This is a genomic window from Sphingomonas sp. VDB2 (assembly GCF_047946695.1).
In the GTDB taxonomy this organism is placed as follows: Bacteria; Pseudomonadota; Alphaproteobacteria; order Sphingomonadales; family Sphingomonadaceae; genus Sphingobium; species Sphingobium bisphenolicum.
Genome location: NZ_CP159615.1, coordinates 463933 through 490902 on the forward strand (window position 1 = coordinate 463933; position 26970 = coordinate 490902).

Consider the following 26970-nt stretch of genomic DNA (forward strand, 5'->3'; position numbering starts at 1 on the left):
GCTGCGGCCCGCTAAATGCCTATCTGATGATGTGCGCCCGAAGGGTCGGGATCAGGGCTTCCGCCCGTTCGGAAAACATCGCCTTCTCACGCGGATCGATGATGCCATCGGCAAGGAACTCGTTGCCGTCCGCCACCAGTTGCGACGCTTGGGCGAGGGCACGGCGCATGCAGGCCGTCTCTTCGTCCTCGATGCGCGGCGGCGCGCAGAAGCCCATGGCCGCGTTCACTTTGGCCCACGCGGCGGCGGGCAGCTGGGCGAAGACGCGCATCATCATCGGCGCGGGCATCGCGGGCGGCGCCTGCTCGACATAGCTGCGCAGCGTGCCTTCCTTGTCGCCCGTGGCAGCGGCCAGGTCTTCCCAGCTCAACACCTTGCCCCGGCCGACGAAAAGGCGGAGCGTGTCGGCGATGACGCGTTTTCCGACCTCGTCCGAAATTGAATGGTTCATTTCCATGGTGAAACCTTCGCAAGCGCGGCATCGTCGCCGCTATGAAACAGGGAAATCATCAGGCAGCCTCGCGCTGCGCGTGCGGGCAGCCGCGGACCGGGCAGGCGCGGATGGCCGTGTCGTCCAGGCGGTGGTCGCAGGTCGTGCAGAGGGCGGGGCTTTCGCCGGAGAGGCTTGCGACCCCTCCGGCGTCCGCTACAGTCGGAACAGCAACGACACCGACTGAAAGGGATTTTGATGGACGATTGGGACACGCTGCCAAACGGCAATCTTGCGATCTATCCAGTGGTGGGCTGGGACAGCGCCATTGGACAGATGATAGGACTTCTACGTCTTCGCTACGCACGGTCGGAAAGCGAGTTCGAAAGTGGCGGGGTTCCGGTTCAGATACATCTGACGCCGGTGCAATTGCGCATGCTGTCGCAGGATCTATCGAATATGGCAGATCGCATAGATGCGCAGAATTTGGGGACGAGGCAGTAGGCACCTATGCGGCCTCCTGCTGGATCGGCCGGGAAAGCAGAGCTTCAATAGCTAGGCTCGTACGCTCGTCTATCGGCAGCGTCCCATTCTCGAAACGAGATATGGTCGACTGGTGGAGGCCCAGCTTTTCAGCCAGCCCGATCTGCGTGAGGCCCAGCCGATGGCGGGCTTGCCGGATTGCGTTCATGTCGATGTTTATATGCACGTGAGAATATAGCGTCAATGCAAATATGCACACGGGAATTAGCATCGGCGCTAAATGGCAATTATGCGTTGCGCATGCCAAACACGCTCGCGCGCAACATTGCTGCTCTACGCAAATCTTTGGGAGACACCCAAGCGCGGTTCGCGGAGCGATTAGAGGTTCCTCAATCCTATATCTCGAAGTGGGAAAACCACGGGACCGAGCCAGCGGCGCGCTCGTTGGCGCGCATGGCAGATTTGGCTGGCGTCGCACTTGAGCAGTTTATGGACAAGGATTGGAGCTCTTCCAGTTCGGCGGGGGAGGCGGATGCCGCACCACCTCGTCGTTTTTTGGGGATTAAGCCTGCGCCGCAACCGGACATTCCGCCGACCCGCGGCGCATCAGACGGCGACGGTGCCATCACGCTCAAGCGCATCAACCTTGGCTTTGCCATGGGCGACGGCTCCAACCTTGATGACTATGTCGAGGAAGGCACGGTAGAGTTCGATCCGAACTTGCTTCGCGCAATCAGCCAGTCGCCCGCTCACCGTCTGCTGGTGGCGGACGGTGTCGGCGACAGCATGCAGCCAACACTGCTCGACAGCGACCTGCTCGTTATCGACACGCTACAGACGCGCCTCAATATGACGGACCGCATCTGGGCGATCGCGCTCTATGGAGCAGGTGCCGTGAAGCGCCTGCGCCCGGCCGCCGGCGGCAAGCTGGAGATCATTTCCGATAACACGTTGCATGAGAAGCAGATCGTGGACGCGCAGGATGTGCGGATCATCGGGCGGGTCGTTTGGTCGGGGCGACGGCATTGAGGGGGCGGAAGTGAAACATCCAGCTGGTGATGGAAACGGCAATCTAAGTGAGGCCTCTCTCACTATGATTGCATCGGCGTTTGTGCAGAAGCTAGATTCGCCGCCATGTGAAATGTGCGGGACGAAAGCATGGTTTTTTCGGAATACGTTACTTTCTCCTGTCGTGCTCATCCCACTTCCGTTCATGGCATCCGAAGCTGATCTATCGAGGTTTGTGCCATGCTTCGCGCTGGAATGCTCGCATTGCGGCAATCTCAAATTGTTTAACCTCGCTCGCTATGGCCTCGAAAGTATTGCATCTGAAGGGGTCGTCTACACTGAGGATCTTGATGATGGTCGACAGGAAAGGTAACGTGGTCTCATTCCCGACAGCGTCCAACATCATCAGCAGCGAACCGCGCCGCTTGAAAGATCATGGCGGGGGTGGCACATATGATGGCATGGAAGCGCGCGTCGCAAAGCTGGAGGCGGATGTAGCCCACTTGGTAAAGCAGGTGGATCGTATTGACGCGCGCACGGAGCAGATGCCCGCTGACATCGCCGTTATAAAGGCAACAATGGCCGGTAAGGGCTTTATTGTGACGGCGCTAGGCGTCGTGCTAACCCTTATGGTGGCCGCCCTGACGATTCTGTCCAAGTTGGGCGTGCTCGGCACTTGAAACATGCCTCAACTCTCCCTCGTAATTGTCGGCGCCGACCATCCGAACAAGGATAGGTCGAATCGCCGATCGGAGATCCTCTGGTCCGAGCCGGGCGAAGAAGTCAGCCTGATTCCGGAACCGAAGAACCCGGTCGATCCCCAGGCGGTCGCCGTGTTCAGCGCGCGCGGCGTGCAGATCGGGTATGTCAAATCCTTCCAGGCGCAGTTGATCCGCACCTACATCGGGCGCCGCCGGATCACGGCGGCCATCTTCCAGGGACTGCACAAGGAAGGGGCGATCATTCGGCTTGGGCTGGATGGAGAGGCCCCGACCTTGCCCGAGCCGCCTCCCGAATCACCCAAAGACGACAGTGGCTTCTATCCTGACTGGATACCGCCCGACGATTAAAAATATGCACGTAAGAATTTTTACGCATTGACGATATTCTTACGTGCATATATCTAGGCTCCATCACCTGACGCGCCGCGCATCCAGCCGGCCGCCACGGTGGGGAGGTTCCGATGGCAATCCCATCTTACATTGTCGGCACGGCGGCAGCGGAAACGCTCTCGCGTCTGGGCGCCCTTCACCGGCCGGATGCGCCGCAGTATCGCCCCGTCGATCTGATCAATATCGCGGGCTACAGCGTCGCCGAAGCGCATGAGCTGCTGCTGGCGGACGCGGCCGGGGCGCGCGAACTCATTCTCAACGCGGCCAGCCGCCTGATCCGCGCTGCGGAGCAACTCGAGCCGCACGCACGCGGCCGGAACATCGCACCGCTGCGGGTGGCGTCGTGACCGCCGCCTTCTTCTTCGCCGGCCGCGCGCTGATCACGCTCGCGGGCCTGTGCGCCGTCGGCGTCATCGTGCGTCAGTTCCAGCTCTATGCCGACAAGGCGTTCGACGCGCTGCTGATGGGGGAGGGCGACGATGTCCGCTCCTGAAGCCGGACCGCCCCGCGCCATCCACCCGGCCGCGCTCATCACCCTCAGCCTGATCGGCGCTGCGCTGTGCCTGGGCATGTTCAAGCTGCTCGCTGCCGCCTGCCGGGCGACCGCGGCCATCATCGGGGTGCAGTGATGATCGACTTCGCCGGCATCTCCCTGTCGCGCCTCATCCGCATGCGCCGCGACATGCACCTATCCCCCTTGCCTGACATGCGCGTCATCCCCCCGACCGCGCAGCAGGCAGGAGCCTCGGACGGCCTGACCCTCTCCAGGGGGCCGTCATCTGATCCGCGCGTGTCGGCCGTCGAGGCCGGTCGACACGCCACGCAATCCGATCCGGGCGACGAATGCGACTGCCCGGCCTGTCGTAGCGACTGTGCGGGCATCGTGCCGTGCCAGCGAAAGGGGAACTGACCCATGTCGTTTGTGACGCTTAACGAGTGCCCGCCGGGCATCTTCCGCACCGAGGAAGGAAGCTACGGCTTCAAGTCCGAATACAGCTCGAAGGGCAAATGCGACGCCTATTGCCTCGACAGCGGCGAATATTTTTATGGCGGGGAGATGGATGCGGAAGGGCGCGGCCTTCAGATGGTCGAGCCGGCCGACGTCGTCGCGGACCTGACCGCCACCAAAGCCGAACTGCAGAAGGTCCGGCAGATCGCTGATGAGAGGCTTGCCGCGCTCGACCGGGCGAATGCTCAGATCACCGAACTGAAGGCCGACCTGCGCCGCGCGCAGAGCGACGCTGCAGACCGTGAGCGTGACGCGCGGCATGCCCGCGAGGCTACCGACCTGGCCCGCCAAGCCGCCGCCGAACTGCGCGGCCGCCTTAAAGAAGTGCGCGCCAACCAGATGGTCCGACGCGGCGATCTCGTCGGCTTTGGCGAGGCCCGCGTGCCGAATTTCGACCCTTATGATGATGGAGTGCCGTTCTGATGCGCTGCAACGCCATCAACATGCTGCGTCAGGCAGCGCGCGCGATCGATCCCCGCAAGGATGTCGGCGCCTATGCCTTTTGCCTGGGCGAAATGGCGCAGCATTTGCAGCAGGTCCGCGACGGACAGTTCCAGTGGGAAGACTTCGCGGAAGCCTACTGCCTCACTGAGCGGGATCGGTCGAATCCATGAGCAAGTTCGGCGGCACCCTCGAAAGCGGCGCGGACGTCATCATCCTGCCGTCGAAATACGGCCCGGCGCACGCGATCAGGCAGTTCGACGGGCGCTATGTGATCTGCCGCCGCCGCCCGGAGCTTTGCAAGTTCTGCGCGGAGGATGGGGTGCCTCTCTATCCGCCGGACCCCTTCGAAGTCGCCTGCGCCGCGCTGCGCGCCAATTGGGGCAAGCGCTGGGCGGAGAGCCACCGGCACCCGGCCGAACTGGCCGGCGATGAGGTCTGGACGGGCGAGGGACTGCACATCGTTGCGCTGGCCGACGACAACCCGGCCGATCGCACCGTGCTGGTGAGCTTCGGCAGCAACGACACCGCCGCCGGTGCGATCGGCGCGCTGGTGGCGGTCCACAATGAGATGATTGGGAAACCGGACTGATGGGCGGCTCTTTCACCCTGGACGATCTTACCCAGATCCGCAGCCTGATGCCGGCCGATGGCACGCGGATCAGGCGCGTCACCATAGCACCTGAGAAAATGACCAGCCTGCTGGAGGCGGCGCCGTCCAACGACCCGCGCGGCAGTCCAGTTGCCTTCGCGGGCGTGCCGATCGAGGAAAGCCGTCTCTTTCCCTGGCGCCAGCCGTGCGGTGCTTGTGCCGGGACCGGGGAGGGCGGCGCTGACGCAACCTTCTGCCCGACCTGCATCGGGGCCGGAGCTTATCAGGTCGACGGCATGATGGAGCATGGCGCGGGCTTCGCGCTCATCATTTCGCGCCTGCCACGCAAGATCGCGGTGGCATGGCCGCGCGATGTGCTGGTGCCGCTGCGCGCCGTGCGTGGGGTGGTCGAGATCGGAGGGCAACGCTAATGGCTAAGACACCCGCGCCCATGTCTCTCTTTCCTGCGATCGAGCCGACAGAAGATTCCCGCGTCGTAAGCTGGTTTTCCTGCGGCGCAGCGTCAGCGGTCGCTACAAAGCTGGCCTTGGACAAGTACGGCGATCGGCTTGTCATCGTCTACACGGATCCTAAGGGCGAGCACGAGGACAACAAGCGCTTTTTGGCCGATTGCGAACGGTGGTTCGGGCGGAAGGTGATCGTCCTGTCTAGCCGCTTTTATAGCGATCCGTGGGATGTCATGAGGCGCGAGCGGTACATAGTCGGGCCAGACGGAGCGAAATGCACTGGCGAGATGAAGCGCGTCCTTCGGTTCACCTTTCAACGTCCCGACGACATCCAGGTTTTTGGCTACACCTCGGAGGAGGTGCGCCGCGCAGACCTCTTCCGGAGGGAAAATTTCGAGGTCTGTCTCGAAACGCCTCTGATCGAGCATGGCCTCGACAAAGAGGCCTGCAAGGCGATCGTGTGCGCGGCAGGTATTGAATTGCCGGTGATGTACCGTCTGGGGTTCCAGAACAATAACTGCATCGGCTGCTGCAAGGGCGGCATGGGCTACTGGAACATGATCCGCAGGCATTTCCCTAGCGCCTTCGATCGTATGGCAAAGCTGGAGCGTGAAATCGGCGCCAGCTGCTGCCGGGAAACCCTAGCCGACGGAACGAAGCGACGCGTGTTTCTTGACGAGCTGGACCCCAGTCGGGGCAACATCCTCGAAGAGCCAGATATGGAATGCTCACTGATGTGCCACAGCGGGCAGGACACGGCATGACCTATCCCCGCATCCGTATCACGTTCAAGCGCAAGCCGCCGCCCCCGGCGCTGCCGCCGTTTGAGTGCGCCATCTGCGAGCAGCAGATCGAGCGCGATCCCTATTCGCCTGATTATCAGGCGCCGCCCGTCTGCTGGTCCTGCTGCTGGGCGCATGGTCAGATCAGGCTTCAGATACATCAGCTTCCGTTCGAAATGTGGGCCGGCTTTCGCGCCGCCTACGCATTGCTCAAAGCCATGGATAAGGAGATCGCGCGTGCAAGACGCACCCACTGACCTGGGCGACCGCTACAGCCTGGACATGATCGTCAGGGGCATCGCCGACGATCTGCTTGCCCTGCGCGCCGGAACCATCAGCATCAAGGATGCCCAGGCCCGCGCCCTGCTGGCCAAGCAATATATGAACGGCGTCCGTCTGGTCATCAACGCGCGCAAGAGCCTGGAGGAAACCGCGCGGCCGGCCGCGATCGGCGCGGGCCGGGCGGGGGAGCAGGATCATGGTTGAGAACACAAAAATTGAGTGGGCGCACCACACTTTCAACGGATGGATTGGCTGCACAAAGGTAGGGGCGGGATGCGACAATTGTTATGCCGCCGACCTCGCTCAGGCACGCTTAGGGGTTGCATGGGGGGCGGGCCAGCCGCGCCGCCGCACCGCCGCGTCAACATGGAAGCAGCCGCGCCGCTGGAACAACCGCGCCGCGAAGGAGGGCGTGCGCTATCGAGTGTTCTGCTCATCGCTTGCCGACGTGTTCGACAACGAAGTGCCAGCCAAATGGCGCGCTGACCTTTTCCAACTGATCCGCGAGACGCCGCATCTCGATTGGCTGCTGGTGACGAAGCGCGTGGGCAACGTCATGAAGATGGCGGAGGCAGCTGGCCGCCTGCCGGATAATGTCTGGCTCGGGATCACCGTCGTGAATCAGGCGGAGGCGGATCGGGACATTCCCAAGCTCCGGATTCTTCGCGCACTCTACGAACTGCCCGTCGCCTTCCTGTCGGTCGAGCCGATGCTTGGGCCCATCGACCTGTCATTGCTGCTCTATCATGAATGTCCGAACTGGCTGGACGAAGATGGCCGTCCGCCAATCATCCAACGAGACTGCGGCGCGCAGGAATGTTGTTCGACCTGCGACTTCACCGGCATAAGCGACGAGCTTGCCATCAACTGGGTAATATGCGGAGGTGAGAGCGGACCGCATGCCAGGCCCATGCACCCGGATTGGGCGCGGAGCCTTCACGAACAGTGCGAGGGGGTGGGCGTCCCCTTCCTGTTCAAACAGTGGGGCGAGTGGGAAGCGTCACTTGATCGCGATCGGGACGATCCTGACTGGCGCGCGAACTATAGCAATGATTACATCGATGATCAGACGAAGCGCGGCAAATCTCGCTGGTTAAATCTGGCGGGCGGCTGCGGCTTCCATGGCGAGCGCTTCCATGTGATGCGCAAGGTCGGGAAGAAGAGGGCCGGGCGCCTGCTCGACGGCGTGCAGCATGATGGGGTGCCGGGATGAACTATCCTTCTCCCTGCGACCTGTTCGGTCACGAAACCGTGCAGCGCGACGCGATCTTCAGCGGAGAGGATCGCCTTGAACTGCGCCGCACCTGGGGGCCGGGACCGATCGCATGCGTAATCGGCTGCAACCCGTCGACGGCCAATGCGCTGCAGGACGATCCGACGAGCCTCTGGTGGAACGCCTGGTTCCAACTGTTCGGCTTCGGCGGCTACCGGGCGGTCAATCTCTACCCCTTCTGCACCTCCAGCCCGGCGGAATGCCGGGCGCGCGCCGACTGGGCAAAGACAGACGACTGGTACGCGCGCGATCAGATCCTGATGACCAACCTGCCGCACGTGGTCGAGGTGGCGAAGTCGGCCGATCAGTTATTCGCCTGCTGGGGCAACATCGCATGGGATGACGTGTGGATCGATCATGTGGTCGAGGAAATCCAAAGCGGCGAAGAGCCTTGGCCCGATATCTGGTGCTGGGGAAAGACGAAGAGCGGCGCGCCGACGCATCCGATGGCCCGCGGCAAGCATCGCATTCCGCGCGATCAGAAGCCTATTCTCTGGAGGGCAGCGGTATGACTTGGCCGAACCTCACCGAACCCCAGCGCCGCATGCTGCTCGACAGTGAGCCCGACGACATCACAGGCATGGAAGGGATCGGTGTCGAACTGCGTACCGGCGCAGACTATGCGGTAGCCAAGGCGCTGGAGCGCCGGAAGCTGGGCCTGCGCACCGGGCCGGGCGGCTTTCTGCCGGGCATGTACTGGAACAACGCCCTGGGCCTGTCGGTCCGGGCCGCGATAAAGGATCAACGCTGATGGGCGCCCCTGCACATCAGGTGACGTTCAACACGCCGCCCTTCGCCTTCACCCGCGATGAGGCACTGCGCTACACCGCACTCGCGCCCAAGATGTTCGACCATCTGGAGCGAGCGGGTGCGATCACCGGCCGCCGGTTCGGCCGCAATGGCGCCACAGTCTATTTGCGCGAGCAGTTGGAGAAGGTGACCGCCAACCTGTTCGGCGTGGTGGCGACCGACATAGACAGCGAATTCGAGGGCCTTGGTGGGTAGACTGGATAGGATCAAGCTCCCGCGCTACCTGCGCGCCAAGCGACTGGCGGGCGGTCTGGCCTATTTCTGGGAGCGCCCGACCTGGGCGAGGCCGCCGGCCGAAAAGCACGGCCGGACATGCCCGGTCGATTCGGAGGCGCTCGGCACGGACCTGCCCGTCGCGATCGGCAAGGCCGAGTTGCTCAACGCGGCGCTGGACGACTGGCGCAACGGCGTGGAAGGAAAGGTGGCCGAAGGCACGGTCGCGGCCCTGTTCGCCTGGTATCGTGGCCACGTCCGCTTTACCGAGTCCAGCCACCGGACGCGCGAAGACTATCGCGAGATGATGACGCACGTCGAAGGGGTCCAGCTCAAGACGATGACCTTTGGCCAGCGCCGGGCGGCGGAGGTCAACGCCAGCCACGCGGATGCGCTTTACCGGTTGCTCGTGAAGCAGCGCGGCGATCGACAAGGGGCATATTGTATGCAGGTCTGCCGGCGAGTGTGGAACGAAGCGATCCGCGCCAAGAAGGTGAAAGACCCTAACCCCTTCGCCCGCATGGGGATCAAGATGAAGGCGAAGAAGGGCAACCGGGCGAACACGCGGGCCGAGTATGATCGTTTCCGGGAAGAGGCGCGCAAGCAGGGTTTTCAGTCGATGGCGACAGCCGCCGCGATCTCCTTCGAAATCTTGCGTCGCGTGTCGGACGTGTTCGGCTATATCAACGAGCCGGGCGACGAAGAGCGCGGTTTCTTCTGGGAGGATTACCAGCCGGGCGTCCAGATCGCCATGCGCCAGGGCAAGACAGGTGATTCGCAGATCATCCCGTTGCGCGGCGATCCTGACCCTGACAGCGATGATCCAGAGGTTCGCGATTTCGGCGCGCGGCTTTATCCCGAACTTGAAGCTGAGTTGGCGCGGATGAAGCCCGGCCGCGGACATATCGTCATCAATGAGCAGACCGGCAAACGCTACACCGAATCACAGGCGACTTGGCGCTGGCGCGCGATCCGCGATGCAGCCGGATTGCATGACGGCTTCACGATGACGGGTAACCGCCATGGAGGCGCGACCGAGCTGGGGGACGCGGGCGTCTATGACATCCGGCCGGTATCGGGTCACCGGACACTGCAACAGACCGCAACCTACAACAAGGCCACCCAGGAGAAGGCGCGCAGCGCCGGCACCGTGCGCCAGCGGCATATCGCCGAGCGGGCCAGGAAAGAGAAGGATCGACCATGACCGACAAAACCACCCCCGCGCAGGATTTGCGGAGCGCGCTGGAGGATGCCTTGAGCATAGCCGATCTGCTCTCTGGCGATGTTCCTTTGACCAGCGCCGCCCATAAAAAGCTGGCACGCGCCCGCGCAGCCCTCGCCCAACCCGCAGAAAACGCAAAGGGCGGGGAGGTGGTGGCGATCCCGCCCATCGTCGAATGGATCATTGAGCTGTCCCGCCGCGACATCATGCGTGAGCAGACTGATTTCATCGGACGGATGCATCAAGCGATGGGTGAATTTGAGAGCATTTGCTACGATCATCCTGATGGTGATCTGGACGAGGCTGAGCGCGATGACGCCGGCGAGGCGCTTGCCGGACTTGCCGGACTGGCCCTTGCTCAACTGGCGATGGTGAGCAGCCCGGCCGATCCGCTGTCGCAACTCGCCCACCCTCCCGCCACCCAACCGATCGGTGATGCAGCGGGGATGCGTGAGGCAGTAGAGCGGTTTATCGCGGACGTTGATGACGGCGACCGCGCCGATGCTGGGACGAACCCGCTGATGCTGGCGCACATCGAAGATTTCCGCACCGCCATCCGCGCCCTCCCGCTCCCAGCCGCAGAGGAAAAGGCGGCGGGTGCGGGGGAGGTCGATCCAGATTTCCGAGAATATGTGCGCAAGGCTGGCGAACGCTTGGCCCCGCATAGCGCCGATGCTCCCGGAACACCGACGCGCGACGCCCTAGTTTGGATCAATGCGGCGCTGCATCCCTCTGCCCGCTCTAAGGTGCCGCTGGACGCCCCCATCGCGCCCAACATCGCGCCTCTATCCCCCGCCGCCCATGCCGATGGGCTGGAGGCAACCGGCGGGTTTTCGGTGGGAGACCCGGTTATCAAGTGCGAAGGCTTCCCGTTCGGCTCGGGTGACGCGGTTGTAGTGGCCGCTTATCGCTGTGCAGCAGGAACGGGGCCTTGGCGCTATGTCGTGGAGCATCCCGAAGGCTGGCAGCACATATTCAGCGGAAAGCAGCTTAGCCTCTCCACCCCGCCCGCCGCTCTGGACGAGGGGGAGGGGTGATGCGCGTCCTGTTCCTCGACATTGACGGTGTGGTGCTGAGCGGCGAAGAACTATGGGCCAGCCAGAACAGCCGGTATCTGCCGCCGCACAAGATCGCGATGGTGAAAGAGGTTTGTGATCGATCCGGCGCGGTGGTGGTCGTTTCCAGCACATGGCGGTTTTCAGAAGGGACCGAGAGCGATCTTCGCAACGCCGGGCTTTGCGTGCATCGCGACTGGCGCACACCGATGAGCGGTCGGATCGGAAGTATCTTCGTGGGCCGATGCCGGGGCGACGAGATTGCAGCATGGCTTGCAGATCATCCAGAGGTTGAAAGCTGGGCAATAGTAGATGATGATAGCGATATGTTGGCTGCTCAGATGGATCGGTTCGTCCGGACGCCCTTTGTGACCGGAATCGATCGCTCGCACGTTGATCGACTTGTAAGCATCCTCAATACACCGTTAATTGCCGCTGCTTGATCCTCCCGGTTCTCCTCCTCTCCATCTGGACACCAGCCATGCCGATTGAGCCGAGCAAGGAGGCGCGGGAGGCGGCCGATTCGCGGGCCAGAACAAGGCGCGAACACCGCCAATTTGTCGGAATGTTGTCGGAATAGCTTGTCGGAACGCCGAAAGTCCGGCAGCGCTAAGCGCTCCGGAAAATCCAGATAATTCAATATGGTGCGGACGGCGGGACTTGAACCCGCATTTCCAGGGGAAGGCGGATTTTAAGTCCGCTGCGTCTACCGATTTCGCCACGTCCGCCCATCATGCCGCTGGGCAGGGCATCCCCTGACGGCTGGCGCGCGGCAGGTCAAGCCATGGATCGACACGATGGATCGACTCAGGCGTCGTCCTTGCCGTTAAGCCGTTCGCGCATTTCCTTGCCCGGCTTGAAATAGGGCACCCGCTTGGCGGATACCGGCACCTGCTCGCCGGTGCGGGGATTGCGCCCGGTGCGCGCATCGCGGGCGCGGGTTGTGAAAGCACCGAATCCGCGCAATTCCACGCGGCCGCCGGTGGAAAGCCGGTCGACAATTTCCCTGAAGAAGAGATCGACGATCTTTTCCACTTCCGGCAGGCTGAGCCCCGGATTTTCCTCGGCCAGCTTCTGGATCAGTTCCGAACGGATCATTGGTTCTCCAGCGCCCCTCTGCCGTGCCCCATGTTCTGCATAGAGGTTCCGCAAGGCGTTGACAATCGGGCAACATCAAGATCGTTACGTTTCCAAAAGGACGATGGCATCACGGACATGAAAAAGCCCGCCGGACATGGGTCCGGCGGGCTTTTCATTTGTCGAAGGACAGGAAGGCTCAGCCTTCGGTCTTCGCCTTGAGCGCTTCGCCCAGGATGTCGCCCAGCGACGCGCCGCTGTCGGACGAACCATATTGTGCGACTGCCTGCTTCTCTTCGGCGATCTGCATCGCCTTGACCGAGAAGGTCGGCTTCTTGGCGCGGTCGAAACCGGTCACCATGGCGTCGAACTTCTGGCCGATCTGGAAGCGTTCCGAACGCTGCTCGTCGCGGTCGCGACCCAGGTCGCTGCGCTTGATGAAGCCGGCGGCACCATCTTCGCCAGCCTGGACTTCCAGGCCGCCGTCGCGGACTTCCAGAACGGTCACGGTGACGATCGCGTTCTTGTTGAGGCCGGCAGCCGCAGCAGCGGTGCCGCCAGCGGCCGGGCCGCCACGCTCAAGCTGCTTCATGCCCAGGCTGATGCGCTCCTTCTCGACGTCGATGTCGAGAACGACGGCCTGAACGGCCTCACCCTTCCGGTGCAGCGCCAGCGCGTCTTCGCCCGAAATGCCCCAGGCGATGTCGGACATGTGGACCATGCCGTCGACGTCGCCGTCCAGGCCGATGAACAGGCCGAACTCGGTCGCATTCTTGACTTCGCCTTCGACGGTCGAACCGATCGGGTGACGCTCTGCGAAGCTGTCCCACGGGTTCGACTGGGCCTGCTTGAGGCCGAGCGAGATGCGGCGCTTTTCGGGATCGACTTCGAGGACCAGAACTTCGACTTCCTGGCTGGTCGAAACGATCTTGCCGGGGTGGACGTTCTTCTTGGTCCAGGACATTTCCGACACATGGACCAGGCCTTCGATGCCCGGCTCCAGCTCGACGAACGCACCATATTCGGTGATGTTCGTGACGCGGCCCGACAGCTTGGCGCCGATCGGATACTTGGCGGCGGCGCCTTCCCACGGATCGCTTTCCAGCTGCTTCATGCCGAGGCTGATGCGCTGGGTGTCGCGGTTGATGCGGATGATCTGAACGCGGACGGTGTCGCCGATGTTGATCATCTCATTGGGGTGGTTGATGCGCTTGTACGACAGGTCGGTGACGTGCAGCAGGCCATCGATGCCGCCCAGGTCAACGAACGCACCATAGTCGGTGATGTTCTTGACGACGCCTTCGATGATCTGGCCTTCGGCCAGCGTCTGGATCAGGCCGCTGCGCTGTTCGGCGCGGGTTTCTTCCAGGATGGCGCGACGCGACACGACGATATTGCCGCGGCGACGATCCATCTTCAGGATCTGGAAGGGCTGCGGAATGTCCATGAGCGGGGTGACGTCGCGCACCGGGCGGATATCGACCTGCGAACCGGGCAGGAACGCCACGGCGCCGTCCAGGTCGACGGTGAAGCCACCCTTGACGCGGCCGAAGATGACGCCTTCGACGCGCGCGCTTTCGGTGAACTCGGCTTCCAGCTTGTCCCAAGCGGCTTCACGGCGAGCGCGGTCGCGCGACAGCATGGCTTCGCCATGGGCGTTTTCGACGCGGTCGACGTAGACTTCGACTTCGTCGCCGACCTTCAGGTCAGCCTTCTGGCCCGGCGCGGCGAATTCGCGCAGCGGCACGCGGCCTTCGGACTTCAGACCGACGTCGATGACGGCCAGGTCGTTTTCGATGGCGGTAACGGTGCCCTTGACGACGCGGCCTTCGAAACCGCCGTCCTCGCCACCGAGAGAATCATTGAGAAGCGCGGCAAAATCGTCGCGCGAGGGAAATGCCGTAGAGGCCATGGTTGGTCCTTCACTCATCATTGCTGGCCAATCGGTTGTGTCCGATGGTCTTTGGCCAAAGCATGTTCAGGACCGAATATCCTGAACATATCCCGCGAGTTAGGAGCTTGGGAACGCGCATTCTTGAAAAGCGAAAAGGGCGCCCGGAACAACCGCGCGCCTTGACGGGTCAACTTCTGGAGCGACCTTCAAGCTGGGCGTCCACAAGCGCGATCGCCCGCTGGACGGCCGCGTCTATAGTCAAATCGCTCGTATCTAGCAAGTCTGCGCCTTGCGCGACCTTGAGCGGGGCATGGTCGCGGCTCATGTCGCGCGTGTCGCGGGCCTGGATGTCGGCGATCAGGCTATCCATGTCCGGGTGCCCGCCATGGCTGAGCGCGTCCTTGTAGCGGCGCTCGGCACGCACATGGACGCTGGCCGTCACGAAAATCTTGGCGTCGGCGTCGGGTGCGATGACCGTGCCGATGTCGCGCCCGTCCAGGATGGCGCCGCCCGGCTGGGTCGCGAAATCGCGTTGCCGCTGGACGAGGGCGTCACGTACGCTCTGATGCACCGACACGCGCGAGGCGAGGGAGCCGACCGCTTCGCTGCGCAGCGCCGGATCGGCCAGGATCGCGTCCTCGAATCCGGCGGCGGCCAACGCATCGGCTTCCACATCCGGGTCGCCGCCCGCCTTCAGCACGGACAGGCCGACCGCGCGATAGAGCAGGCCGGTGTCCAGCACGGGCAGGCCGTAATGGCGGCCCAGCGCCTTGGCGATGGTGCCCTTGCCCGATGCGGCGGGTCCGTCGACGGCGATGATCATCGCTTCTTCCCTTTCAGCGCATTACCCAGCCCCAGCAGGGCGATCGCGGCCCACACGACCTCCAGCGCCATCGACGCCAGATTGAAATGAACGGTCAACGACCAGATAAGCAGCAGTGCGCCGACCAGGTTCATCGCGTTGAAAATGACGAAATTCAGGGTTTTGGCCATATTGCTATAGGCATAGGCGACAACCATCAGCGCGCTGCCCATCAACCCGATGACGTTGGCAAGGTCGAACGTCATGCGATGGCTCCCAATTGGGCCAACAGCGGTGCGAAGGTCGGAAAGCTGGTCGCCACCGGGCGCATGTCGTCGATCGTGACGCCGTCCCTCGACACGAGACCCGCGACGGCGAAGCTCATCGCGATCCGATGGTCCAGTTTCGTCGCGATCGGCCCGCCCCCGGCCAGGGGCGCGCCGCCGCTGCCCTCGATGATGATGCCATCCTCCAGTTCCTCGACGGATACGCCGATCGCCCGCAGCCCGGCCGCCATCGTGGCGATGCGGTCCGATTCCTTGACGCGCAGCTCGTCCAGCCCGCGAAACACGCTGCGCCCCCGCGCCAGCGCGGCGGCGATGAATGCGACCGGATATTCGTCGATCATGCTGGGCGCGCGCGCCGGGTCCGGCTCGACACCCTTGAGCGCCGACGCCGTGACGATGAGGTCGCCGACCGGCTCGCCGCCGACGTCGCGGGCGTTGATGACCTCGATGTCGCCGCCCATCTCGCGCAGCAGGTCGATGAGGCCGGCGCGCGTCGCATTCAGTCCGACATTGGCGATCGTCACCTGCGATCCGGGCACCAGCAGCGCGGCGACCATGGGGAAGGCGGCGGAGGAGGGGTCGCCGGGCACCACGATCTGCTGCGGCTGCAACTCCGCCTCGCCGACCAAGGTGATGATCCGCGTGCCGTCTGCCTCCACCTCGACGTTCAGTTCGGCGCCGAAGCCCTTGAGCATCCGCTCGCTATGGTCGCGGGTCGGGATCGGCTCGACGATGCGGGTGATGCCAGGCGTGTTGAGGCCGGCGAGCAGGATCGCCGATTTGACCTGCGCCGATGCGACGGGAAGGCGATAGTCGAGCGGTACGGCCGGGCAGGCGCCCTTCATCGTCAGCGGCAGACGGTCGCCGGGGCTGGTCGTGAAGCTCGCCCCCATGCGCGCCAGCGGCTCGGTGACCCGCGCCATCGGGCGCTTGCTCAGGGACGCGTCGCCCACGAACGTCGCCGTCAGGTCATGGCTGGCGAGCAGGCCCATCAGCAGGCGCGTCGATGTGCCGCTATTGCCCATGTCGAGCGCGACGTCAGGCTGGAGCAGTCCGCCCACGCCCACGCCATGAATGTGCCACACGCCATCGGCATCGCGCTCTATGGTCGCGCCCATCGCCCGCATCGCGGCGGCCGTGGACAGCACGTCCTCGCCTTCCAGCAGGCCTTCGACCCGGCTGTGCCCGATGGCCAGGGCCGACAGCATCAGCGATCGGTGGGAAATGCTCTTGTCGCCCGGCACGATCACGCTGCCCGCCAGCGGCGGCGCGGCGGTGAAGGTCATGGGGGTTGGCTGGTCTTCAATTTGGGTCACGGGGTATCCATTGTCCTGGAACCGAAAAAATGCGCCCGGCTTTTGACAGCGCGGTCCCGCTATGGCAAGGCGCCCGACGTTTCGCGGGCAACGTCTGTTGTGCCGCGTGAATTTCTATTTGAGCATCTAAGAAGGAACAGGCCGGACATGGTGAAGGCTGAATGGGGCACGAAGCGGACCTGCCCGAAATGCGCGACTCGCTTCTACGACCTGGGCAAGGATGATCCGGTAACCTGCATCAATTGCGGCAGCGCCTGGGAACCAGAGCCGGTGCTGAAGTCGAAGCAGCCGCTGCCTTATGAGGAAGCGGCGCCCAAGAAGGTGATCGAGACCGCCGACGGCGAGCTGGAAACGGCCGACGACGATCTGGACATCGACGTCGATGACGATGGCGATTCGCCGGACAATGACGTCGATCTGGGTGGTGACGACGATCTCGGCGTCGATGCGGCGAGCGATGACGACAGCGACGACAATTAACTGAAATTTGTTCTTGCCAAGGAGATTGCCGCCACCTAATGGCAGCGACCTCCGAGGCGCCGGACCCAACGGCGCTTCACTGGTGACGGGGCCTTAGCTCAGCTGGGAGAGCGCCTGCATGGCATGCAGGAGGTCAGCGGTTCGATCCCGCTAGGCTCCACCAATTTTTCGGGAAAATGTCCGGGGGACATTTTCCCGAAAAATGCCTGAGCGCAAGCGAGGGGCGCCCTATCCTGCGGGAGGGGCGGCGCTTGCAACTTGCCAGGAAATATAGTTGGCCGACGGCATTGCCGGACATGGCCTGACCATATGATTGCGGCCCGGCCGCGCATGATGGGGCCTTAGCTCAGCTGGGAGAGCGCCTGCATGGCATGCAGGAGGTCAGCGGTTCGATCCCGCTAGGCTCCACCAATGTCGTCGAAGAGGAAGCCGTCGGTGAAGATGGTTTCCAGCGGCCTTTCTCCCATCGCCAAACATGTTCGGGACGCAGGATTTTACGCGTTCATTGCGCTCCAGACTCGCCAAAGCGTCGCTTTCCTGCCATCGCTGCGGCATGAAGGACGAATTGTCCATCCAGGCCGCCGAACTGGGCGACGACGACGCGATCCGCGCCATCCTGACGCGCTTGTGCGACGTGACGCATATGGGCTTCGCCGCTGTTGCGCACGTGACCGAAGATCGCTGGATCGCCTGCCAGGTGCTCGACAAGATCGCCTTCGGCCTTGAGCCCGGCGCCGAGTTGGAGGTGCAGATGACGATCTGCAACGAAATCCGCCAGACCGAAAATTATGTGGTCATCGACCATGTCGATGCCGACATCGCCTGGCGGAAGCATCCCGTGCCGATCTTCTATGGCTTCAAAAGCTATGTGTCCTTCCCGGTCATACTGGCGGACGGCAGCTTTTATGGCACGCTCTGCGCGATCGATCCCATGCCGCGGCTGGTGAGCGGGGCCGCGACGATTGCGATTATCGAAGATTGCGTGCGCGACGTGAGCGCTCTCCTGTCAGCCCGCCTCCTGCCGCACCTCATGGCTGCCGGCGCGACGACGGACGCCCCGCGCCCTCAGGCCGGCTGAACGAAGCTGTCCATCACCCGCTTGCGGCCGGCCGTCTCGAAATCGATCTCCAGCTTGTTGCCCTCGATTTCCGCCACGGTGCCATAGCCGAACTTCTGGTGGAATATGCGCAGGCCCACGCGCATGTCGTCGCGACCCTTATTGCCCAGAGATACGGCCGATGACCGCGCCTCCACGATCCGCACCGGCTCCCGGCTGAACTGGCCGCTCGTCTGCGCGCGCTGCCAGCCCGGACCCCGACCGCTGCCCCGCGCGACATTGGCGAAGGGGTCGTCGCGTTCCGACCAGTTGGCGCGCCACAGCGATGCGCCACCGCTCATGCTGCTTTCCGATTCGACATGTTCGGGCGGCAACTCCCCGACGAAACGCGACGGGATGCTGCTGGTCCACTGGCCATAGATGCGGCGATTGGCGGCATGGATGATGGTGCAGCGCTTGCGTGCGCGCGTGATCGCGACATAGGCGAGCCGGCGCTCCTCCTCCAGACTGTTGAGGCCGCCCTCGTCCAGCGCGCGCTGCGACGGGAAGACGCCTTCCTCCCACCCCACCAGGAATGTAGTGTCATACTCCAGCCCCTTGGCGGCATGGATGGTCATGATCGTGATCTTGGCGGACTCCGCCTGCGCCTCATTGTCCATGACGAGGCTGACATGCTCCAGGAACGCGCCCAGCGTCTCATATTCCTCCATCGCGCGGGCCAGTTCGGACAGATTCTCCAGCCGCCCGGCGCTCTCGGTCGTACGTTCGGCCTGTAGCATCGCGGTGTAGCCGCTCTCGTCCAATATCTGCCGCGCCAGTTCGGCATGGGGCAGTTGCGTCGCCCGGTCGCGCCAGCGCGCCAGATCGCCGATGAAACTGCCCAGCGACCGCCGCGCCTGCGGCGTCAGTTCGTCGGTGTCGAGGATGCGCGCCGCCGCCAGCGCCAGCGGTATCCCCTCCGCCCGCGCCAGTCGATGCAATTTCTCCACCGCCTTGTCGCCCAGCCCGCGCTTGGGCACATTGACGATCCGCTCGAACGCCAGATCGTCGGCCGGTTGATTGACGAGGCGCAGATAGGCCAGCGCATCGCGAATTTCCGCGCGCTCGTAAAAGCGAAAGCCGCCGACGATGCGATAGGGCAGGCCGATCTGGATGAAACGGTCCTCGAACTCGCGGGTCTGGTGCTGGGCGCGCACCAGGATCGCGACCTCGTCCAGCGATCCGCCGCTGCGTTCGATCGCCTCTATCTCCTCGCCTACGCGCCGCGCTTCCTCCGGCCCGTCCCATACGCCGACGACCTGCACCTTTTCGCCCACGTCGATATCGGTCCACAATGTCTTGCCCAGGCGGTTGCCATTTTCGGCGATCACCCCTGATGCGGCGCCCAGTATGTGGGGCGTGGAGCGATAATTCTGCTCCAGCCGGATGATGGTCGCGCCGGGAAAATCCTTTTCGAACCGCAGGATATTGGCGACCTCTGCGCCGCGCCATGAATAGATGGACTGGTCGTCGTCGCCGACGCAGCAGATATTCTTGCGCGTTTGGGCCAGCAGCCGCAGCCAGAGATATTGGCTGGAGTTGGTGTCCTGATATTCGTCCACCATGATGTAACGGAAACGTTCCTGATATTGCTCCAGCACGTCGCGATGCTTCTTCAATATCGTCAGAACATGCAGCAGCAAGTCTCCGAAATCACAGGCATTTACCGCGCGAAGCCGGGCCTGATAGGCGGCATAGAGCGTCTGCCCCTTGCCATGGGCATAGCCTTCCGCTTCGCCCGCGCCGACATCTTCCGGGGTCCAGCCCTTATTCTTCCACTGGTCGATCAGCCCGGCCAGTTGCCGTGCGGGCCAGCGCTTCTCGTCGACCCCCTCCGCCTGGATGAGCTGCTTGAGCAGCCGCAACTGATCGTCGGTATCGAGGATGGTGAAATTGGATTGCAGTCCGACCAGTTCGGCATGACGGCGCAGCATCTTCGCCGCGATCGCATGGAAAGTGCCGAGCCAGGGCATCCCCTCTACCGCGTCGCCGATCATCCGCCCGACGCGCGCCCGCATCTCGCGCGCGGCCTTGTTGGTGAAGGTCACGGCCAGGATCTCGGACGGCCAGGCCCGCCGCGTGCCGATCAGATGCGCCAGCCGCGCGGTCAGCGCCGCCGTCTTGCCGGTGCCCGCACCCGCCAGCACCAGCACCGGCCCCTCGGTCGTCAGCACAGCCTCCCGCTGGGGCGGATTGAGCCCGTCGAGATAGGGCGGGTCATTGGGGGAGGGGGTAGGGACTGTCATGGCTGGACAACTAGGCATGGGGTGGATCGGGGGCAAGGGGCGCGCCTCTTGCGGTGACAGGGCTTCTATGAGAACAAAAGGCGAATCATGCAAGGGAGCAAGCCGATGGTGACGGGACGATGCCAATGTGGGGCGATACGCTATGAAGCGACCGGCGAGCCGGCTTATAGCGCCATTTGTCATTGCAGCGACTGCCGCGCCAGCGCCGGCGCGCCGATGGTGGGCTGGGCGCTGTTCCCGGCGGACGCCGTGACGATCACCGGCGATCCGGTCCGCTACCAGTCGTCCGAAAATGCGACCCGGCATTTCTGCGGCACTTGCGGCACCGGCCTTTTCTACACCAATCCTGTGGTTTTTCCCGGCGCCATCGATATTCAGAGCGCCACGCTGGACGACGCCGCGGCCCTTCCGCCGGAGGGGCATGTGCAGATGGCCGACGCCGTGCCATGGATGGCGACGGCGCACGAACTGCCCAAATATGATCGCTACCCCGACGGCCCCTGACCCCCGACGCCGTTCATCTGGTCGCACCTATGCCACGTTCGGCCGTCATGGCGGAACGGGGATGTCCTGAAACCGGTTCTTCGTCCGCCCGTCCGAGAAGCGGGCGACCTGCGGGTCGAAGAACATAGGAAAGGATGATCCCGATGAAATCCATCATGCTGGCCGGCGTTGCGATGCTGAGCTTCACCACTTTGGGCGCCGCGGCCGTGGCGCAGGATACGCCCGCGCCCAGCAGCCAGCCGCCCGGTGACGCCATGACGCCGCCGTCCGAACCCGCAGCCCCGGCGACGCCAGCCACACCCGGCGATGCGGGTATGGCGACCCCGCCAGCGCCTGCCGCGCCGGCAACTCCCGCCATGCCTGCAACGCCGCCACAAGGCGATCCCAATGCCGGCCAGCCGACCGGCGCGGTGCCGGCGGACCCCGGCATGGTTCCTGCGCCTGCTGGCGTGCCCAAAGACCCGGCCGCTCCGGTCGGCTCTTCCGCCAACCCTGTGACGGTCGGCGGCAACATGACCCCGCCGCCGACAGAGGCGAAGGACTATCCGCGCTGTTCCCGCACGGTGCAGGACAGTTGCGTCAATCCGGGCGAGGCCGGGAAGATGCGCAAGCGCCGCTGACCGCCGATGCCGGGACGGGCAGGGCGGCGATCAACGCCGCCAGCCCGGCCCGGTTCCGTGCCGCATCGGCTAGGCTGTATCCGTCGAGCACGGCCATGAAGGCGACAGTGGCTTCCGCCAATATGGCGGTCAGGCCACAAGCCCGGCGGATCGCGCAGTTTGCGCAGTCCGCCATTTTCATGTCCGGCTCGCTATACCGGACCACCGCGCCGATGCGCGTCTCTCCGGGGGCCTCCGCCAGCGCGAAGCCTCCGCCGCGCCCGCGCCGGGTGGTAATGAAGCCGCCCTGCGCGAGATGGTGCACCACCTTCATCAGATGGTTGCGCGACAGCCCATAGGCGTCGGCAATCTCTGGAATGGTTGCCCATCCGGTCGGCGCGACGGCGAGGTGGATCAGCACGCGCAGCGCATAGTCGGTGTGACGGGTCAATTGCATGGCGTCATCCGATACCGGTGCGGTGTCGCGCTTTAAACATATATTCTATTTACTCCTTTAAAGACGTAAATTAAATACATCTTATCGACTCGACAAAAAGGTCAATCAGATGTCCAACTCGCTGTCTCCGCGCACCATCGCCATCGTCAAATCCACCGGCCCGGCGCTGCGCCAGCACGGCGTGGCGATCACCACCGCCATGTATGCCCGCCTGTTCCAGGATGCCGAAGTGAAGGCGATGTTCGATCAGGCGGCGCAGGATAGCGGCGAGCAGCCCAGGCGGCTGGCTGCGGCGATCCTTGGCTATGCGGAGAATATCGACCGGCTGGAGGCACTGGGCGGCGCGGTGTCGCGCATGGTGGCGCGCCATGTCGATACCGGCGTGAAGCCCGAACATTATCCCAAGGTCGCGGCTGCGCTGCTCCCCGCCATCCGCGAGGTGCTGGGCGAAGATGTCGCCACCGACGTCGTGCTGGCCGCCTGGGGCGAAGCCTATCAGTTTCTGGCCGACATATTGATCGCGCAGGAGGCTGAAGCCTACGCCGCCTCGGCTTGATTTCAGTCCGTTGGATTCGCGCAAAGCCAGGCAGCGGTCAGGCGCCCTGACGGCGTTTCTCGCCATGCTCGAATCAAGCGGAGGCGGGTCAGGCCCGTTCGTCAGTCTTCCATTCGCAACAGCGTGATCCGCGCCTTGCCGATGTCGCGCACCGTGTCGATGGCGAAGCCCTTGACGACCACATCTTCGCGCCTGTCGGTTTCGATGCTGATCCAACTTGCGGCGTTGGTCCATCCCAGCCGCCCCAGCTTGTCGAGCGCTACCTGGCCTGCGCCGGTGCCATAGGGCGGGTCCATGAAGATGAGGTCGAGCGGCCTGGCCGCGGACCCCAGCGACAGCACGCTGGATGGCCGGATGTCGGGACGGATGCCCAGCCGGTCGCCATTGGCGCGGATGGCGTCCAGCGCCGGCTTGTCCTGCTCGACGAACAGGCAGGACGCCGCGCCGCGCGACAGCGCCTCAAAGCCCAGCGCGCCCGAACCGGCGAAGAAATCGCCCACGGCCAGCCCCTCGAACGATCCCAGACGACTGGTCAGCATCGAAAACAGCGCCTCGCGCGTCCGGTCCGCCGTCGGCCGGGTGGCGTCGCCCTTGGGCGCGGTCAGCGGCCGGCCGCGCCATTGGCCCGAAATGATCCTCATGCCCAGATAATCCTTATACCATGGCCTTCAGGCTCTTGCGGAACAGCACCAGATCATGCTGCCGCACCTCCTCGACCGCGCCGACCGGCAGTTCGCCCAGATGGAACGGGCCATAGCTGGTACGGATCAGCCGGTTGACCTTCAGGTCCAGATGTTCAAGCACGCGGCGGACTTCGCGGTTCTTGCCTTCGGTCAGGGTCATCTCGATCCATTGGTTGCGCCCGGTGCGCCGCTCCAGATTGGCCTCGATCGCGCCATAGCGGATGCCATCGATCTCCAGCCCGTCGAACAGATCCTCCAACTGCTGCTGGCTCACCTCGCCAAAGGCGCGGGCGCGATAGGTGCGCGGCACGCCGGTCGCGGGCAGTTCCATCTCGCGCTTGAAACCGCCATCGGTGGTCATCAACAGCAAGCCTTCGGTGTTCATGTCCAGCCGGCCGATCGGCATCAGCCGCGGCAGGTCCGGCGGCAGCCGGTCATAGATGGTCGGCCGCCCCGCCGGATCGCGCTCGGTGGTCAGGAAGCCGGTCGGCTTGTGGAACAGGAACAGGCGCATCGGCGCGGGCGCCGCGATCGCCACCTCATCGACGGTCACGCCATGCAGCGATGTCAGCAGCGTCGCGGGCGTATCGATCACCACGCCGTCTTTGGAAACGCGCCCTTCCTCGATCATCCGCTCGATTTCGCGGCGGGAAGCGACCCCGGCGCGGGCCAGCAGCTTGGCGATGCGCTGCGGCTCGCCCTTGCCGTCGCTCGCCGCCGCTGCGCGGGCCGGGTGCGGATTGGCGGCATGGACCGGCGCAGCGCCCTTGGCCCGCGGCTTGCGCGGCGGATAGGATTTGGCCGCGCCGAAACGGGGCGCATCGCCCCCTGCGCGATCGGGTCGGGCGCGATCGGGCCGGCCCCGATCCGTCCGGGGACGATCAGTGCGTTCGCCTTCGTTGCGGGGGGAGCGCGGCTTGTCGATGGTGTCGCGTGGCCCCGCGCTGCGTGCAGGGCGCGATGGTGCGCCGTCGGTCTTGGCCCGATCGGGGCGAGTCCTGCCGCCGCTCGGCCGATCCGTCCGGCTATCGTCCTTCTTCTCGAAACGCGGCTTGGCGTCGCCCCGTGGTCCTGCGGTCGGCCGCACGTCGCCCCGGCGGCCCTCGCTCCGCCGCCCGTCATCCTGTCGCCCATCCCCCTGTCGCCCATCCCCCTGTCGCGGTGCCGCGCCGCGCCCAGTGGGCGCGCCGGGACGCCCGCCCGATCCGCTCCGGCCGGGGCCGGCGGGACGTTTCGGGCCGCCTGGTCCTGCCCTGCGGGGCGGTCCTGATTTTTTCGGCGGTTCCAAGGGCGGGTTCCTTTTCATGGGCACTGGCACTTCCCATATGGGTACAAAGCCAGCAACAGGCTGAAATGTGCCGCTCCGGCGCTTGGGCGAGGGGGCTATGCCTCCCAGCAGGCAACCCGGTGCGGGGGCGCGGCGTTTCATCGGGTGCATGGCGGAATCAGGGCGGATCGGCAAATGTTTTTCGGGCTGGTGAAAGAGGGAGGCGCGCACCTGTCGCGCCGTAAGGCGATCCGCACCGTGCTGGTGGTGGAGGATGAGGCGCTGGTCGCCTTCGATAACGAACATGCGCTGGAGCAGGCGGGCTACCGGATAGCGGCGACGGTGGACGATCATGACCATGCGGTGCGGGTCATGGACGGCGGCGGCGTGGACCTGGTGATCGCAGACGTCGCCCTGCATGGGGAGAAGACCGGCATCGACGTCGCCCGTCACGCTGGAGCGCTGGGCCTGCCGGTCCTGTTCGTCACCGCCCGCTGCCCGATGGAGGCGCGCGCACTGGCGGTGGGCTGCCTCGCCAAGCCCTATGCGCCGCGCGATCTGGTCGCGGCGATCGGCGTTGTCGATGCGCAGTTGCGCGGCGCAAGGCGGCCCAAGCTGCCGCCGGGGCTCAGCCTGTTCGCGCCCGCGGGCTGATCGGCGCACAGGACGCTTGCCTGGCGGCGATCAGGCCATATGGTGGCGCGCAATTCGACGCCACCGGGGACGCACGCCAAAATGACCGACGCCATAGAGGGCCGCAGCAGCTGGCTCGACGCCGTGAAACCCTATGTCGAAAAGGCGCCGCTGGCGGCCTTTTTCCTGGGCGTCTCGTCAGGCTTTCCTTATGCGATGATCGGCGCGACGCTGACCACGCGTCTGGCGCAGGACGGCATCGACAAGAAGGCCGTGACCGCCTTCACCCTTGCGTTCCTCGTCTATAATCTCAAATGGCTATGGGCCTGGGTGGTCGATGGCGTGCGGCTGCCGATCATCGGCCGGCTGGGGCAGCGCGTGTCCTGGCTACTGCTGGCGGGCATTCTGGTCATGGCGGCAGTCGCCAATCTGGCGCTGGTCGATCCGACGTCCAGTCTCTTGCAGACCGCCTATGCCGCCATTCTTGTCGGGGCGGCGGGCGCGACTTACGACATCGTCATCGACGCCTATCGCATCGAAACGCTCAAGCCCGAACAACTGGGCGTCGGATCGGGCATGTCGCAATATGGCTGGCGCATCGGATCGGTCGCAGCCGGTTCTCTGGCTCTGATCCTGGCGGCCCGGATCGGCTGGCACGGCGCTTATCTCGCCTGCGCCGTCTTTGCGCTCCCGGGGATGCTCACCGGCCTCCTTCTCGGCGAACCGGAGCGGCGTCGCGATCCCGTCGTGCGCCGTGGCATGGAGGAAGTGATGGCGTCGATCACCGGGCCGCTGGTCGAATTCTTCCGGCGCAAGGGCGCATTCCTCGTCCTGCTCTTCATCCTGCTGCACAAGATCGGCGACACGCTGGCGAACCTCACCTTCCGCCTGCTGTTCGACGATATGGGCTACACCAATGACGAAATCGTCATCTATGATGTCGGCATCGGCTTCTGGGCCTATCTGATCGGTATTTTCATCGGCGGCATCCTCTATGCGCGACTGGGCATGAAACGGTCGGTATTGTTCAGCCTGATCCTTATGGGCGTGTCCAATTTCAGCTTCGCCGCGCTGGCCGCGCTGGGGAAGAGCAATTGGGGCATGGCCGGGGCGATCGGGTTCGAAAATATCGCCAGCGGCATCGGCGGCGTCACCGTGGTCGCCTATTTCTCGGCCCTGTGCGACCTGCGTTTCACCGCCGCGCAATATGCGCTGATCTCGGCGGCGGCGAGCATCGTCGGGCGCTTCCTGACCGGCACGACGGCGGGCGGCCTGATCGAGCGCTTCGGCTATGTCGATTTCTATCTGCTCACGACCGCGCTCGCGGTGCCGGGCATCCTGCTCTTCTGGCTGATGATGCGCGCCGGCCTGATCGACGCCAGCGTCGGCACCGCCGCGACCATCGACCCTGCCGATCAGCCCGCAGCGTAGAGATCCAGCGGCCGGCCCAGGTCGCTATGGGCCTGCGCCACCGCCTGCAGGCAGGTCAGCGCGCCCAGCGCATGATCGTTGCCCAGCAAGGCGCTCACCTGCCCAAAGGCGGCGTTGGGATCGCGCAGCGCGTCGCCCGTCGCCTGCATCATCAGCGCCTCGTCGGCGGTCATGCGCGCGCAGCAACAGGGGGCGACCAGGATCTTGCGGCTCGACGCGCGGGCCAGTTCCAGCATCATCGCGCGCATCAGCACCAGCGGGCGGCGATAGCTCCGGCCGAACGCGCCTAGCATCGCATTGGCGGCGTGGGCATCATTGACCCCAGCGGTGGCCATCCGGCGCATCACGAACAGGAAGAGGCGATTGCCATAGCCGCCCGGAATGGGCCGGGGCAGGTCGAGGGGGGAAGTCTCTCCATAAGCCATAGAATCGCGCCTTCTGCATAGGTCAGAGGCTCATCCTA

General features: G+C 64.3%; 42 protein-coding genes and 3 tRNA genes. 32 read left to right on the plus strand and 13 right to left on the minus strand.

What is annotated here, in order from left to right; translation table 11 throughout:
• Positions 1 to 19: 19 nt before the first annotated feature.
• Positions 20 to 370, minus strand: a complete 351-nt coding sequence (locus ABT375_RS02310; protein ID WP_416463998.1) for a hypothetical protein — start codon at positions 368 to 370, stop codon at positions 20 to 22.
• Positions 371 to 410: 40 nt separating this feature from the next.
• Between ABT375_RS02310 and ABT375_RS02315 the strand changes: the two genes are divergently transcribed.
• Both ABT375_RS02315 and ABT375_RS02320 read left to right on the plus strand, forming a co-directional pair.
• Complete coding sequence (locus ABT375_RS02315) at positions 411 to 677, plus strand: hypothetical protein (RefSeq protein WP_416464000.1); 267 nt, start codon at positions 411 to 413, stop codon at positions 675 to 677.
• An 11-nt stretch (positions 678 to 688) separates the two neighbouring features.
• The gene (locus tag ABT375_RS02320; protein WP_416464001.1) at positions 689 to 934 is read left to right on the plus strand and encodes a hypothetical protein; all 246 of its coding nucleotides are present in this window, start codon (positions 689 to 691) and stop codon (positions 932 to 934) included.
• Between the two features lie 4 nt (positions 935 to 938).
• Here ABT375_RS02320 and ABT375_RS02325 read toward each other — a convergent pair whose 3' ends face one another.
• A complete protein-coding gene (locus tag ABT375_RS02325) occupies positions 939 to 1184 on the minus strand; it encodes a helix-turn-helix domain-containing protein (RefSeq protein ID WP_416464002.1) in 246 nt (81 codons plus the stop codon).
• A gap of 29 nt (positions 1185 to 1213) precedes the next feature.
• Between ABT375_RS02325 and ABT375_RS02330 the strand changes: the two genes are divergently transcribed.
• The 21 genes from ABT375_RS02330 (at position 1214) to ABT375_RS02430 (ending at position 11622) form a co-directional block, all read left to right on the plus strand.
• Positions 1214 to 1942, plus strand: a complete 729-nt coding sequence (locus tag ABT375_RS02330; RefSeq protein WP_416464004.1) for an XRE family transcriptional regulator — start codon at positions 1214 to 1216, stop codon at positions 1940 to 1942.
• A 329-nt stretch (positions 1943 to 2271) separates the two neighbouring features.
• Positions 2272 to 2601: a hypothetical protein gene (locus tag ABT375_RS02335; protein ID WP_416464005.1), complete on the plus strand. Its 330-nt coding sequence runs from the start codon at positions 2272 to 2274 to the stop codon at positions 2599 to 2601.
• Between the two features lie 3 nt (positions 2602 to 2604).
• Entirely contained in the window at positions 2605 to 2991 is a 387-nt protein-coding gene (locus ABT375_RS02340) for an HIRAN domain-containing protein (RefSeq protein WP_416464007.1), read from the plus strand.
• A 113-nt stretch (positions 2992 to 3104) separates the two neighbouring features.
• A complete protein-coding gene (locus ABT375_RS02345) occupies positions 3105 to 3380 on the plus strand; it encodes a hypothetical protein (protein WP_416464008.1) in 276 nt (91 codons plus the stop codon).
• On the plus strand, positions 3377 to 3526 hold the full coding sequence (locus ABT375_RS02350; RefSeq protein WP_416464010.1) for a hypothetical protein: 150 nt from the start codon (positions 3377 to 3379) through the stop codon (positions 3524 to 3526). The genes ABT375_RS02345 and ABT375_RS02350 overlap by 4 nt, the downstream gene beginning before the upstream one ends.
• Positions 3513 to 3662, plus strand: a complete 150-nt coding sequence (locus ABT375_RS02355) for a hypothetical protein (RefSeq protein ID WP_416464011.1) — start codon at positions 3513 to 3515, stop codon at positions 3660 to 3662. The genes ABT375_RS02350 and ABT375_RS02355 overlap by 14 nt, the downstream gene beginning before the upstream one ends.
• Complete coding sequence (locus ABT375_RS02360; protein ID WP_416464012.1) at positions 3662 to 3943, plus strand: hypothetical protein; 282 nt, start codon at positions 3662 to 3664, stop codon at positions 3941 to 3943. Before ABT375_RS02355 ends, ABT375_RS02360 begins: the two co-directional genes overlap by 1 nt.
• Positions 3944 to 3946: 3 nt before the next feature.
• Positions 3947 to 4465: a hypothetical protein gene (locus ABT375_RS02365; protein ID WP_416464013.1), complete on the plus strand. Its 519-nt coding sequence runs from the start codon at positions 3947 to 3949 to the stop codon at positions 4463 to 4465.
• The gene (locus ABT375_RS02370) at positions 4465 to 4656 is read left to right on the plus strand and encodes a hypothetical protein (RefSeq protein WP_416464014.1); all 192 of its coding nucleotides are present in this window, start codon (positions 4465 to 4467) and stop codon (positions 4654 to 4656) included. Before ABT375_RS02365 ends, ABT375_RS02370 begins: the two co-directional genes overlap by 1 nt.
• Positions 4653 to 5075 (plus strand): hypothetical protein, encoded by a 423-nt coding sequence (locus ABT375_RS02375; RefSeq protein WP_416464015.1) that lies wholly within the window; start codon positions 4653 to 4655, stop codon positions 5073 to 5075. Before ABT375_RS02370 ends, ABT375_RS02375 begins: the two co-directional genes overlap by 4 nt.
• The gene (locus tag ABT375_RS02380; protein ID WP_416464016.1) at positions 5075 to 5506 is read left to right on the plus strand and encodes a hypothetical protein; all 432 of its coding nucleotides are present in this window, start codon (positions 5075 to 5077) and stop codon (positions 5504 to 5506) included. The genes ABT375_RS02375 and ABT375_RS02380 overlap by 1 nt, the downstream gene beginning before the upstream one ends.
• A complete protein-coding gene (locus ABT375_RS02385) occupies positions 5506 to 6306 on the plus strand; it encodes a hypothetical protein (RefSeq protein ID WP_416464017.1) in 801 nt (266 codons plus the stop codon). Before ABT375_RS02380 ends, ABT375_RS02385 begins: the two co-directional genes overlap by 1 nt.
• Positions 6303 to 6581 (plus strand): hypothetical protein, encoded by a 279-nt coding sequence (locus ABT375_RS02390; protein WP_416464018.1) that lies wholly within the window; start codon positions 6303 to 6305, stop codon positions 6579 to 6581. The genes ABT375_RS02385 and ABT375_RS02390 overlap by 4 nt, the downstream gene beginning before the upstream one ends.
• The gene (locus tag ABT375_RS02395) at positions 6562 to 6810 is read left to right on the plus strand and encodes a hypothetical protein (protein WP_416464019.1); all 249 of its coding nucleotides are present in this window, start codon (positions 6562 to 6564) and stop codon (positions 6808 to 6810) included. Before ABT375_RS02390 ends, ABT375_RS02395 begins: the two co-directional genes overlap by 20 nt.
• Positions 6803 to 7819, plus strand: a complete 1017-nt coding sequence (locus ABT375_RS02400) for a phage Gp37/Gp68 family protein (protein WP_416464020.1) — start codon at positions 6803 to 6805, stop codon at positions 7817 to 7819. Before ABT375_RS02395 ends, ABT375_RS02400 begins: the two co-directional genes overlap by 8 nt.
• Entirely contained in the window at positions 7816 to 8391 is a 576-nt protein-coding gene (locus tag ABT375_RS02405) for a DUF1643 domain-containing protein (RefSeq protein ID WP_416464021.1), read from the plus strand. The genes ABT375_RS02400 and ABT375_RS02405 overlap by 4 nt, the downstream gene beginning before the upstream one ends.
• On the plus strand, positions 8388 to 8630 hold the full coding sequence (locus tag ABT375_RS02410; RefSeq protein WP_416464022.1) for a hypothetical protein: 243 nt from the start codon (positions 8388 to 8390) through the stop codon (positions 8628 to 8630). The genes ABT375_RS02405 and ABT375_RS02410 overlap by 4 nt, the downstream gene beginning before the upstream one ends.
• Positions 8630 to 8884: a hypothetical protein gene (locus tag ABT375_RS02415; protein WP_416464023.1), complete on the plus strand. Its 255-nt coding sequence runs from the start codon at positions 8630 to 8632 to the stop codon at positions 8882 to 8884. Before ABT375_RS02410 ends, ABT375_RS02415 begins: the two co-directional genes overlap by 1 nt.
• Entirely contained in the window at positions 8877 to 10106 is a 1230-nt protein-coding gene (locus tag ABT375_RS02420) for a hypothetical protein (RefSeq protein ID WP_416464024.1), read from the plus strand. The genes ABT375_RS02415 and ABT375_RS02420 overlap by 8 nt, the downstream gene beginning before the upstream one ends.
• Entirely contained in the window at positions 10103 to 11161 is a 1059-nt protein-coding gene (locus ABT375_RS02425; protein WP_416464025.1) for a hypothetical protein, read from the plus strand. The genes ABT375_RS02420 and ABT375_RS02425 overlap by 4 nt, the downstream gene beginning before the upstream one ends.
• Positions 11161 to 11622 carry an HAD domain-containing protein gene (locus ABT375_RS02430; protein WP_416464026.1) on the plus strand — a complete coding sequence of 154 codons (462 nt, stop codon included), beginning with the start codon at positions 11161 to 11163 and terminating at the stop codon, positions 11620 to 11622. Before ABT375_RS02425 ends, ABT375_RS02430 begins: the two co-directional genes overlap by 1 nt.
• Before the next feature lie 199 nt (positions 11623 to 11821).
• On the opposite strand, the gene ABT375_RS02435 is transcribed toward ABT375_RS02430, so the two are convergent.
• From ABT375_RS02435 to aroA, 6 genes are all read right to left on the minus strand, one after another.
• Positions 11822 to 11907 (minus strand) — tRNA-Leu (locus tag ABT375_RS02435).
• Between the two features lie 79 nt (positions 11908 to 11986).
• Positions 11987 to 12277, minus strand: coding sequence for an integration host factor subunit beta (locus ABT375_RS02440; protein WP_169573269.1), 291 nt, complete (start codon positions 12275 to 12277; stop codon positions 11987 to 11989).
• Between the two features lie 178 nt (positions 12278 to 12455).
• A complete protein-coding gene (rpsA, locus tag ABT375_RS02445; RefSeq protein WP_224550106.1) occupies positions 12456 to 14168 on the minus strand; it encodes a 30S ribosomal protein S1 in 1713 nt (570 codons plus the stop codon).
• A gap of 169 nt (positions 14169 to 14337) precedes the next feature.
• The gene (cmk, locus tag ABT375_RS02450) at positions 14338 to 14973 is read right to left on the minus strand and encodes a (d)CMP kinase (RefSeq protein ID WP_224550107.1); all 636 of its coding nucleotides are present in this window, start codon (positions 14971 to 14973) and stop codon (positions 14338 to 14340) included.
• On the minus strand, positions 14970 to 15218 hold the full coding sequence (locus ABT375_RS02455) for a CBU_0592 family membrane protein (RefSeq protein WP_224550108.1): 249 nt from the start codon (positions 15216 to 15218) through the stop codon (positions 14970 to 14972). Before ABT375_RS02455 ends, cmk begins: the two co-directional genes overlap by 4 nt.
• Positions 15215 to 16555 carry a 3-phosphoshikimate 1-carboxyvinyltransferase gene (gene aroA, locus ABT375_RS02460; RefSeq protein ID WP_416464027.1) on the minus strand — a complete coding sequence of 447 codons (1341 nt, stop codon included), beginning with the start codon at positions 16553 to 16555 and terminating at the stop codon, positions 15215 to 15217. Before aroA ends, ABT375_RS02455 begins: the two co-directional genes overlap by 4 nt.
• Before the next feature lie 147 nt (positions 16556 to 16702).
• Here aroA and ABT375_RS02465 point away from each other — a divergent pair, with 147 nt between their 5' ends.
• From ABT375_RS02465 to ABT375_RS02480, 4 genes are all read left to right on the plus strand, one after another.
• Complete coding sequence (locus ABT375_RS02465) at positions 16703 to 17035, plus strand: TIGR02300 family protein (protein ID WP_224550109.1); 333 nt, start codon at positions 16703 to 16705, stop codon at positions 17033 to 17035.
• Between the two features lie 87 nt (positions 17036 to 17122).
• Positions 17123 to 17198: transfer RNA gene (locus ABT375_RS02470), tRNA-Ala, on the plus strand.
• A gap of 172 nt (positions 17199 to 17370) precedes the next feature.
• Positions 17371 to 17446, plus strand: a tRNA-Ala gene (locus ABT375_RS02475).
• Between the two features lie 142 nt (positions 17447 to 17588).
• Positions 17589 to 18113, plus strand: a complete 525-nt coding sequence (locus ABT375_RS02480) for a GAF domain-containing protein (protein WP_416464028.1) — start codon at positions 17589 to 17591, stop codon at positions 18111 to 18113.
• Here ABT375_RS02480 and ABT375_RS02485 read toward each other — a convergent pair.
• A complete protein-coding gene (locus ABT375_RS02485) occupies positions 18101 to 20377 on the minus strand; it encodes an ATP-dependent helicase (RefSeq protein ID WP_224550111.1) in 2277 nt (758 codons plus the stop codon). The two genes, ABT375_RS02480 and ABT375_RS02485, sit on opposite strands and share 13 nt — an antisense overlap.
• Positions 20378 to 20482: 105 nt before the next feature.
• Here ABT375_RS02485 and ABT375_RS02490 point away from each other — a divergent pair, with 105 nt between their 5' ends.
• Positions 20483 to 20881 carry a GFA family protein gene (locus tag ABT375_RS02490; RefSeq protein WP_416464828.1) on the plus strand — a complete coding sequence of 133 codons (399 nt, stop codon included), beginning with the start codon at positions 20483 to 20485 and terminating at the stop codon, positions 20879 to 20881.
• A gap of 143 nt (positions 20882 to 21024) precedes the next feature.
• Positions 21025 to 21501 (plus strand): Fe-S oxidoreductase, encoded by a 477-nt coding sequence (locus ABT375_RS02495; RefSeq protein WP_416464029.1) that lies wholly within the window; start codon positions 21025 to 21027, stop codon positions 21499 to 21501.
• Here ABT375_RS02495 and ABT375_RS02500 read toward each other — a convergent pair.
• Entirely contained in the window at positions 21461 to 21937 is a 477-nt protein-coding gene (locus ABT375_RS02500) for an RrF2 family transcriptional regulator (protein WP_416464030.1), read from the minus strand. The genes ABT375_RS02495 and ABT375_RS02500 overlap by 41 nt on opposite strands.
• Positions 21938 to 22046: 109 nt before the next feature.
• Between ABT375_RS02500 and ABT375_RS02505 the strand changes: the two genes are divergently transcribed.
• Positions 22047 to 22493: a globin domain-containing protein gene (locus ABT375_RS02505; RefSeq protein WP_261934970.1), complete on the plus strand. Its 447-nt coding sequence runs from the start codon at positions 22047 to 22049 to the stop codon at positions 22491 to 22493.
• Positions 22494 to 22594: 101 nt separating this feature from the next.
• On the opposite strand, the gene rsmD is transcribed toward ABT375_RS02505, so the two are convergent.
• Both rsmD and ABT375_RS02515 read right to left on the minus strand, forming a co-directional pair.
• Positions 22595 to 23134, minus strand: coding sequence for a 16S rRNA (guanine(966)-N(2))-methyltransferase RsmD (rsmD, locus tag ABT375_RS02510; protein ID WP_224550115.1), 540 nt, complete (start codon positions 23132 to 23134; stop codon positions 22595 to 22597).
• A 13-nt stretch (positions 23135 to 23147) separates the two neighbouring features.
• Positions 23148 to 24101, minus strand: coding sequence for a pseudouridine synthase (locus tag ABT375_RS02515; RefSeq protein ID WP_315975812.1), 954 nt, complete (start codon positions 24099 to 24101; stop codon positions 23148 to 23150).
• A 537-nt stretch (positions 24102 to 24638) separates the two neighbouring features.
• On the opposite strand from ABT375_RS02515, the gene ABT375_RS02520 reads away from it, so the two are divergent.
• Both ABT375_RS02520 and ABT375_RS02525 read left to right on the plus strand, forming a co-directional pair.
• Positions 24639 to 25097 (plus strand): response regulator, encoded by a 459-nt coding sequence (locus tag ABT375_RS02520; protein ID WP_261934968.1) that lies wholly within the window; start codon positions 24639 to 24641, stop codon positions 25095 to 25097.
• 81 nt (positions 25098 to 25178) lie between these two features.
• Positions 25179 to 26507, plus strand: coding sequence for an AmpG family muropeptide MFS transporter (locus ABT375_RS02525; RefSeq protein WP_416464031.1), 1329 nt, complete (start codon positions 25179 to 25181; stop codon positions 26505 to 26507).
• On the opposite strand, the gene ABT375_RS02530 is transcribed toward ABT375_RS02525, so the two are convergent.
• A complete protein-coding gene (locus ABT375_RS02530) occupies positions 26492 to 26932 on the minus strand; it encodes a DUF6628 family protein (protein WP_129927000.1) in 441 nt (146 codons plus the stop codon). The two genes, ABT375_RS02525 and ABT375_RS02530, sit on opposite strands and share 16 nt — an antisense overlap.
• Positions 26933 to 26970: the final 38 nt, after the last annotated feature.